This window comes from Rhizobium skierniewicense Ch11 (assembly GCF_023757665.1).
Classification (GTDB): Bacteria; Pseudomonadota; Alphaproteobacteria; order Rhizobiales; family Rhizobiaceae; genus Agrobacterium; species Agrobacterium skierniewicense.
In genome coordinates, this window is the sequence record NZ_RXPG01000002.1 from 187,920 (window position 1) to 197,296 (window position 9,377).

Genomic DNA, 9,377 nt, shown 5'->3' on the forward strand with positions numbered 1-9,377 from the left:
CGCAATTATTTCACAAACATAGTAGAAGCTCATCAGTTGAATGCAATGTTGGGACGCTCAATTTCTTCGCGGATGAGTTTTGCGATATGCTCAGGCCCAACCGTATCAGTCAAAGAACTCATGTTGGTAGCGGAAACAGCTAGGCATATATCAATTGCTCCTACACGATGGTCCAATCCGATATGATTGATAATCTGTGTTAGGCTCCCACATGCATGATTGGTCACATTGTAGCCAACAAAGGAATTAAACCCACGCTGGCGAGACATTGAGTTGAGATTAACGATGCGGCCAGAACCAGATTCAATCAGATAAGGCATGCATAGCTTTGTCATGATTAGAGGGGCCACGCAGTTGATATCCCATTGCTTTTGAAGCATCTCGACATTGATCTCTTTCTCGAGGTCAACATGATCGACACAGCCAGCATTGTTGACTAATCCATCGATCTTGTTGAATTTCGCGACGGTCGTGCTCACCCAATCTTTCATTGAGCTGTGATCCAGTGCATCAAAACATGCATAGTGAAGAGCTTCGTTCTGGTCGCCAAAAACTGCTTCCAGATCTTGTACGTTGCGGGCACCCAAACTCACTCGATAGCCGTGCCTAATAAGTTCTTGCGCGATGGCCTTGCCGATGCCGCGAGTTGCGCCAGTGACCATAACTACACGACTTTGGATTACACGCACAGACCAGTTTCCGGCATCCAGACTGAAATGTAGAACACGCCCATTGTCGGTATGCTCATCAGTTATAGCAACCCCGAGCAGTGCCGCGACAACCCTCAGCACACCTCCATGGGCGACGAGAAGCACGTTTTCTTTACGTGCATGCTTGAGAGCCTTGGCGACATGGATTGAGAAGATTTCAGTAGGTTCACAATCGGGATAGTCGTCCTCAAACATCTGAAGCGGACCAAAGCCGCCTTCGTGTTCACCAAAATCCCGCTCTTGAAGATCATCTTCAATCTGAAAGGTGGGACAACCCGGATTAGCGATGAAGGCAGTCTGAAGTGCACGTAAAAGTGGTGAACAGACAACCTTGCTTATTGGAAGGGTCCGAAGAACATTGCCGGCCAACAGAGCCTGGCGTACCCCTTTTTCATTAAGACCAATGTTCGTTCCCGAACCTTGCACGCCCCAGTGCTTCTCGCCGTTAACGACCATCTCCTTCTCGTTGAGGTCGGTCGTGCCATGTCGGATGAAGTAAAAACTTTTGATTCCACTTGGGGGCTCTGCAGAGCCAAGGTAGGCCTGAGAAATTGGCATTTTCACGTGTGAAGATATGATTTTTTTGAGAACTAGATAAGATTGATGAATATAGTTGTTTTGGTTTTTGTTGTTGCCGTCCTTGTTTATACTAATTATTTTTCAATCAGCACGTGAGCCATGACGTAAGTATCTCAGTTAACTGATATTTTTCTACCATTTTTGTCGTTGATTTCGGCGTGTGGGACATACTATCCGGGCCTACATGTTGCTCGTATTCTCCTTCCATCTTACTTTTCCTTGATCCGCAGCCATTAGTGACTTTTGAATAGATGCTCTGACACGCCAAGCCTCGCTAGTCAAAAGTGAACTAAACCAACGTGTTACAGCAAGAAAAAAATGCGTGTGACGCTCAATGTGACGTCTTTCGCGTTTCTAAAAAGGATAAATAGCCTCGCTGTCTATTATACTCCCACAAATCAACAACATATTACACGAGCATTTGTTTTGCATAATTCATCTCGATGGACATGCTCTACACACCCCTGTCGATCGAACCAGCCAAGATCGCTGAGGAACTTGACCCTACGATCAAACAGCTTGGAAATGTCGCAGAAGCCGGGCGGCGCCTCGCCGCCAATGGACTGAGGCAGGTGTTCTTCGTATCTGCTGGTGCTGGGTTGGCAATCGGAAAAAGCTTGAATGCGTATACTGACGAGGTTGCGCAAAACCTCTGCTTCATTAGCCACGCCGCTTCGAGATTCGTGGACCTACTGAAAGCCAACACATCAATCGCTGATGCCGCAGACACTTTAATTATCCTGTCATCAAAGTCCGGGAAAACTCCAGAAACTGTAGAAGCGGCGAAGCGCCTGAAGGACAAGCCTTGTAAAACAGTGGTCTTCACGAAGTCTCAAGATACCCCGCTCGCCTCACATGGTCACAGTGCATTTTTCACCGGGGAAACAACCCAGGCTTTCCATGCTACCCACATGCTAATGGCGTCATTTACTGGCGGTATTTTGGAAATCAAGGAAAGTTGGAGCTTTATGCCAGCCCTGGCATCATCCCTGAAAGCGCTACCGGTGGCATTGTTCCATGCTGCAAGGAAGTGTGTGTTGGCTGGAGAGGCATTTGCTGAAGACTTCAAGAGTGATACCCCCCTTTATTTCATAGCCTCAGGATCTGACCTACTCGTCCCGCACGCTTACGGGCTTTGCGTTCTGCAGGAGAGGTTCGGGTTCGACGTGCATGTTGTTGGGGCCACTGACTTTTTCCACAGTGTCGTGGAGACAGTGCGTCCTGGTACGAAGGCGCGGTATATTCTCACCGTCCCAGGAGGAGGGAGCCGGGGTAGCATGCTCGATGTCAAGACTTTTTTTGAGGAAGCAGCCAAAAACTATCCGGTAAGCTTTCACGTGCTTGATACCAAGGACTTCGACGCTTCGGGCATAGACCCAGAAATCCTGAAGATCGTTGGCCCTCTCATTGCCGAAGCTTGCCTGAAACCTTGGACTCCCATGTTGGCAAAGGCAACCAAACAAACAATGAATGATCCGCTCCTGCATATGGGGCGGTTCCAGTATTTCAACTGCCATTTGGGCTGAGTTGAAGACATGCTCCTGCCAGAAATCGCGTGATCTTACGCAATATTGAATAATCTCTGCCTATGTCATAAATGTGTGTGGCTTTATCTGTGTTTGTGTTGTTTCAGAAATTCATGTAACGTTTGTTTTTCTTATGTACTGTTAAATAAATTATCGGTGGCTCTACGAATACTTCGTATCGTTGATATTTCTAATCACAATATGCGTAGTGACCCGATAAATAATTTAAGCGTCGTTGATAAAAATCCTAAACTAATTGGGACATATATTTTATATGCCGTGATTTTCATAATTTAGTAAACTTAAAGTTCAAAATATTAAGTTCTGGTTCATTTAATACTTCTGATTACATTTCAGATATCACAAACTTATTATTGAAACTGACAAAATCGAAAGCGTAACCAGCGTCATTCTCAAACAAAATACATTCCCTACTGCTCTGATCAAAGAGAAAACAATTTTGAAAAGGATCTGCGTTTTTCCTGAATCTTTTTCATGAAGCGCTTCCAAGCTTTATGACGAACACTCGGCTCCAAATTTCCGGAAAGCAGTGGTTGGCAAGAATAATCGTGCATTGGAGTCATATTTGAAGGACGCACGGGGTGGACAAATCCGTATCTCATGCCCTCTACACGCCAAGCATCAGGTGTTCTCGATTCTCGAACGGTCATTGGAATTTTGCCTCTCCATGAAGCAGTCTCACCACGTTCCAAACAGGAATCCTCCCCCGCGCAATTCCAGTCGCATGACAATCCGTCGGCCAGCTTTCCAATGAATAACGCTTTGCCAAACGCAAGAATGTCGTGGCGGAACTCCACACCTCCCTCTCTCCAAAAAAATTGAACAGTTTGGCCTCCGAGGTGAAACCGCGGCCCATCCCGGAAAGAGGTAGTGGGAAGGATGGCCACAAAATGACTCAAATCGCCCTCACCGGAGTCGTCCCCAAAACAATTTTCACGGCGTAAACACTTGAACAAATGTCGTACTGTTTTGATTGAGACTTCTGACTGGTATGGAGCCAATGTACATGCAAGCACATTTGTCTTACCAAATCGGCAGACATCCCCAGATTGCACATAGCTCAGTACGGCGTCCCTTGAGGAATAGATGTAAATCGGCTTCGCGTTGCTACAGATCACCTCCGGATAAACGGGGGACTGAATCTCCAGCGGATGCGGAAATGGAAAACGGAGATACATCGCGGCGATCTCGCTCTTCAGTTCGCCCTCTTTAAATTTGCTCACCCAATATTTTACCCAGATCTCCTGATAAAGGAGGAGATTATCTCGAATATAAATACGATATAGCGAGCAAATACACCCGATTATGAAGCACATTTCTCGACAATCGCCAATGGATAGGAGATTAAAAGGCTCAAAGTTCGGCCTTGAAGGAACCATTATGTCGAGAAATACACGATTTACTTTGTGCTAATCACATTTTTTTCTATCGGCTTATTACATTTATAGACATTTGCACGTAAATGGTTTGATTTTATGAGCACAATACAGTGGCTTATTTGACTTTTTTGCAACATCTGGTGCATGCGTGTAGTATTCTTGTAGCCTGTTACGAAATATTGGATTATGTGTCTTGAGACAGTAATACGATTAAGCCGAATCAGAACAATACTCATCATTAAAACTAATTCAATATTTTACAGACTATTTATTCAAACATAAAAACAACGTTCACAGCAGAAAGACAGAAAATAAACAAGTCTATGATATTACATAGGCATGCATTAAGAATATTATAGCGCAAACCCCATATACTCTGATAAGATGCTTTCGATCGGGATACTGATTTTGAGTCAACCTTCTGGCTTTATTCTCGGGAATGCCGCCTTGGCTCTCCCATGTAGGGCTGCAGATATCTCTTCTTAACTGATGCAACAACACAGCCGCCCCCGAGGGCGATTTTTCGCATGGGTTGCCTTGTTAACTGGTCTTTCCGTACCCGCGGGAGGAAAAGCCAAACCAACCGCTATGACTTCACACCAAAAGCGGTGTCCGGGTTGCAGGGCGAAGTACTTATGAACATAACCATTGTGGACCTCAAACACAGGACAGGGCAACTCCAGAAATGACCTGCTTGGGAAAAAAGCAATATAAGCTTCTAAAGCATCCTCAAAAAGGCAGGAACCTGGGGATATCTGATTATGCCTATAGCGTAGGCTCTGGTACGTAACACCCTCAGCATACGGCGCTACGGAACATGCCACAAGGCCAATCGTTGCATGAACGGAGATGAGGGAATTTCTCGTATATTGTATAATCTTCTCGCGAGGACCATAAACGAAAAGGAGAGGATGATCGGTAAAGATTGTGTCAAACCGCTCCAGCCTCGGCCCGTGCAGACAGGGACTTTTTGCAAATCGCGCTAGGATTATGCCAACAGCATCGTCCGGATCGTCATGACGCCTCAGCGAGTCAACCCAAGATTTTTGGGCGCTGGCTAGGGTTTTCTCCACAAATTCACGATATACTGCCTCCGCTCCGATTAGAGCGGACTTTGCAAGGGCATGATCGCTTACATCACGCAAATCGATCATTTGGAAAACGGGACGTGTATAGCCCATACTTGTGGTATTTTTTCTACAAAGGTAGAGAACTTAATTTCTTAAGGCTCCTGAGAATGAAGCGTACTTATAGTGGTAAAGGTGAGCCACATGATTGCTGCCAATAATTGGTACGGCTCGGGATTGTTGTGAGTTATTGTCACTTGAATATCTAACAGGGCTCGTTCCCAAACAATTGAACAAATGGGGGTCCGGCGCCGCATTAATCATTCAGGTGAATAATTAAAGTTCTACGTGGGAATATCGAGGCGTTCGGTTCACCCCAAGTCAAAAGGACAAGACCAATAATTTGAAAATTGCAAGGATATACACGCACCGCTTGTCTCCCCGACCCTACACATAATTGAGTGCTTGACTTTGCGTAACGCGTCTCCGCGTGAAAATTACGGCGTGGATCCCACACGCATTATTTCGCTTCTTAAACATACAAAAAGTCGTGGCGGCAGGGACCCACAGAAGAAAAGTTTGGCACAAATGTCAAAAGCGAGCCGAAAGCTTTCACGCTTGTCGGGAAGTGGCCTCCAAATATTGACTAAAAATCGATGTGAAAAGTCTCATTTAATCGGCAATTGCCGGGGGTGCGGATGCTACACCACGCTGGCAAATTACGCTAAAGAGGATGATAATAGCGAACGTAATGTGTAAGATGAAAGCGAGGATACTGGACATTATCAGATCAATTTTCAATTCCACATTTTCACCAGTTTTACTGTCCTCGTGTTTGAATTTTACCAATTTATTTCTCAATGTCGAAATCGGGGAGGCCCTTCTTTCTTAATTCTTGCAATTTAACAATTTAAAATCTTTACTTATCTACGATGGGATAATTTTTAGATTTTTATAATAAAGACGCAACATTTTTACAAAATATTTCTGTAGGAATTTCGATTAACTTCACCTGCAAATATCTAAAATGGCGTACTCAAATATTATTAATTCGATTATTATTAAGGAGGCAACATTACAACATTTAAGTAAAAACGGTACAGTCACGAAATGACGTAAATAAGCTAGATAACAAGAGATTCATTGCTGAGGGGTGGCGCTTGATGGTACTGCGACCTAGATTTGAGTTTGTCATCGCGTGTTACGGGAGCGACCCGACCGCGACGACAGGATATCTGACCTCGACCGCGCAGCGCGAGTGTTTGACAAACTCGTGATCCTCAGCCGTGAACAGGTTGCTCTTGAACAGCGCAAAGTAGGTTGTGAAGTGGTTTGCAGTCACGAAGTCTAACTCCAACTGCCAGGGGGCCACGTTAGACACCCCCCACGTCGCTTTTTCATCCATCAGGAGAGAACCGTTTTGCTCATTGAAATTTGTGAGCAATTCGCTCGGCCCGTATAGAAAGTATAACTCGCTTGTCTCAACAACTTCGCTGGTATCCGGAATTTGAAATTCGCTACTCCAAGTGCCCTTAAGCAAATTTTTCTGATGATCTATTAAATTTTTTACGCTTCCGGCGGGCTTGCCCCTTAAGTCTATCCAAGAATGACTCATTGCTCGATGTTTCGATGGCGAGTGTGAGGGCAGAGGTTATAATACTTATAGGAGTCCGCTCAAAATGCCGAAAGAGTGAATTGAGAAATTAGGAGGCAATTTCCATATATTGAGGCGTTACCTACTCAACAGTGGAATTAGTGGACCTAAAGCACATTTTCACCCGTCAAAAGACTAGTGAATAATTCAGTGGATGCGACTTTGGACCGACTTTGTCGGTGGTTGGTGTTTTTTCCAAATTTGTTAGGTAGTGTTTTACATCATCCGTGGGCCAATCGCGAAATGAGCGCCTAAAGTTCCGCCTAAATCTCCTTTAGTTATTCGCGGCGATAAAGTCATATAGCATAAATATCCATTTTCAAAGATTAGAAATTCAATTTAGAAACCGCATTAAAAAAGTCGAAAGGAGTGAAGCGTTGATTTTTCAATCCGTGATAACGGGTCGAAAGGAAAAACTTTACAAGACAATCAAAACAAAATGGATTGGCACAAAGTCTCAATTACTGGATTATCCCTTAAGAGAACATATCTCTAATAATTCGGAAAACAGGTCAATCTTAGATAAATTAAGCGAATATTCCAAATTTGCTAGATTCTTATGCCGCGCACCTAGAACTCCAGGTAGGGTATGTGAATTTCTCAGATTTGGGCTCGGATTAATTATTGTAAAACTGTACGGCACCCAGTCTAGCGGGTACGAATAACTGAAAATGAACCGATTAGCGGAAAAATAAAACATCAAGTAACTCTTTATGATTAATACCTAAATGATATTTTACACCTCGATATATCCTGCCACCTTTTCTCAAAGTCCTAGCAAAAAAGGGCTAGATTTGGGCAGACGTTTCGGGCCTTCGGTCGCTATTCCCGCTAACTGCGGACCGGCGACTGGCGTCGTGGTCTGGCGGTGCCTGCAGCAATAGCCTGTTACCTGTTTCTCGTATCCAATTTCCGATTGTAAGTAGCGCTACATGAGTAGATGAAGGAGAGAGGCGACAATTGCAAATGCTAAGGCCGCATCGATATGGCTAATACAACGAAGGCTCGTGAGCGGAGCCCCGTGAACTTTCCCACGCAACAAGATTCTGCGCAAAGTTTCGGCTTCTTTCAGGAAGGTGCTGATGGCCCGACTCTTCAAGCAGTCATCTAGTTCATCAACGAAAATCTTTGTTCGTTCGGCGTCGAGCCGTAGACTACTGCCAAGCCGACGCAGCAGATCAAGAAGCCCATCGATAATGTGACAAAGGAAATCAATTCGAGCGCGTAGCCTGTCCCTGAGATCGGCAGCGTGATGCCCAGATCGCCACGGGCAGCCAACACGTGGGGATGATAGGTAGGCCGATAATAATCCGTCAGATGCTTGATCGCTCCAAGAAAGACAAAGTGACCCCTTGCTTCTCCGTACTTACTTGCTGAGTAACGCAACACTCCTGGCGGGCTTCAGCCCCTCGAAGTCTGGAAGAATTCACGTCGACGGACATGTTCCACACATTCGAACCTTTTCGCCAAAGTAGTGCTAGAACAGGTCAGCTTACCAAACAGCTTTGTGCCATCAAGGCGTCATGAAAGTTCCAAAATTCAGTTGCGAAACGATCCACGATTATAGAGGTAGCACCGTTCACTGAACGGACTTCGAGGAACCCCGCATCGATAAATATCGAGAATGGCCGCAGCACGATCCTGTCTTTGAATTCGATGGCTGCGGCAGGATCGATTATTGCGATCCCCGCGCCCTCGCGGACCAGACTGAATGCCGCATGCGACAAGTTCACTTCGAGGAAAGGGACGACGGGGGATACCGCCAATGGCCACCTCGACCCGCATGGCGAACAGTGTGCCTGTTTCCTGTTTTATGATCCGTTTGCCAGCCAAATCCTGAGGGGTAATCCGCTCGAGACCGGCCAGCCTGTGTCCCATCCGTATAGCGACGATTGCGGCAAGCGAGCGGGTTTCCAAAAGAAAGCCGGGGCGATCTGAGGGGCCATCCGCGTAGCCTATGTCGGCCCGACCGGAAACGACAGCTTCCATCACCATGTCTTTGTTTCAGATGACACTGCAGCCGTCGAACGCGTAAGCCACCGCGTTCTGGTGATGTATCTTGGCGAGATTGTCGAGATAGAACCGCGGCAGGCAATTTTCGAGAACGTACAATACCCTAAACCAAACGCCTTCTATCTGCCGTCCCGGTTGCTGACCCGGCACGCCGTTATTAGATTCGCCCGGCCTCGAATGACGAGCTCAAAAGTCCGATCCGTCCGGCGGACTTGAAGCCACCGGTCTGGCAATATAGCGAGGTCTTGCTAGGTCATTGCGGTCATGATCTGCGACATGAATGGGAAGCCCGGCAAATCGCAGCCTAGCAAGCAATTCGGGGTGCCTCCAAAAGGCGGCGCACTCTTATCGGCTCAGCCCATTCGTTTGCGAGCATGGTTCAGCATCTGAGAGGCAGGAGAGAGAGAGAGAGAGAGAGAGAGAGAGAG

General features: G+C 46.1%; 5 protein-coding genes. 1 reads left to right on the forward strand and 4 read right to left on the reverse strand.

All coding sequences use genetic code 11. The features are described 5' to 3' along the window. Positions 1 to 32: 32 nt before the first annotated feature. Positions 33 to 1,268, reverse strand: a complete 1,236-nt coding sequence (locus EKM04_RS01665) for an SDR family NAD(P)-dependent oxidoreductase (protein ID WP_032489938.1) — start codon at positions 1,266 to 1,268, stop codon at positions 33 to 35. Positions 1,269 to 1,732: 464 nt separating this feature from the next. Here EKM04_RS01665 and EKM04_RS01670 point away from each other — a divergent pair, with 464 nt between their 5' ends. After that, a complete protein-coding gene (locus EKM04_RS01670; protein ID WP_065657540.1) occupies positions 1,733 to 2,815 on the forward strand; it encodes an SIS domain-containing protein in 1,083 nt (360 codons plus the stop codon). A 443-nt stretch (positions 2,816 to 3,258) separates the two neighbouring features. Here the strand turns inward: EKM04_RS01670 and EKM04_RS01675 are convergent, their stop codons facing one another. The 3 genes from EKM04_RS01675 to EKM04_RS22875 all read right to left on the reverse strand — a co-directional run bounded on the left by EKM04_RS01675 (position 3,259) and on the right by EKM04_RS22875 (position 8,702). Beyond that, positions 3,259 to 4,215 carry a RolB family protein gene (locus EKM04_RS01675; RefSeq protein ID WP_178111691.1) on the reverse strand — a complete coding sequence of 319 codons (957 nt, stop codon included), beginning with the start codon at positions 4,213 to 4,215 and terminating at the stop codon, positions 3,259 to 3,261. A 482-nt stretch (positions 4,216 to 4,697) separates the two neighbouring features. Next, positions 4,698 to 5,396, reverse strand: a complete 699-nt coding sequence (locus tag EKM04_RS22995; RefSeq protein ID WP_012477971.1) for a RolB family protein — start codon at positions 5,394 to 5,396, stop codon at positions 4,698 to 4,700. Between the two features lie 3,027 nt (positions 5,397 to 8,423). Beyond that, on the reverse strand, positions 8,424 to 8,702 hold the full coding sequence (locus EKM04_RS22875) for a type 2 periplasmic-binding domain-containing protein (RefSeq protein WP_272434457.1): 279 nt from the start codon (positions 8,700 to 8,702) through the stop codon (positions 8,424 to 8,426). Positions 8,703 to 9,377: the final 675 nt, after the last annotated feature.

Bases quoted from the DNA above. Each gene is read 5' to 3' on its own strand.
- EKM04_RS01665 (WP_032489938.1), bottom strand. From the start codon at position 1,268: ATGCCAATTTCTCAGGCCTACCTTGGCTCTGCAGAGCCCCCAAGTGGA.
- EKM04_RS01670 (WP_065657540.1), top strand. From the start codon at position 1,733: ATGGACATGCTCTACACACCCCTGTCGATCGAACCAGCCAAGATCGCT.
- EKM04_RS01675 (WP_178111691.1), bottom strand. From the start codon at position 4,215: ATGGTTCCTTCAAGGCCGAACTTTGAGCCTTTTAATCTCCTATCCATT.
- EKM04_RS22995 (WP_012477971.1), bottom strand. From the start codon at position 5,396: ATGGGCTATACACGTCCCGTTTTCCAAATGATCGATTTGCGTGATGTA.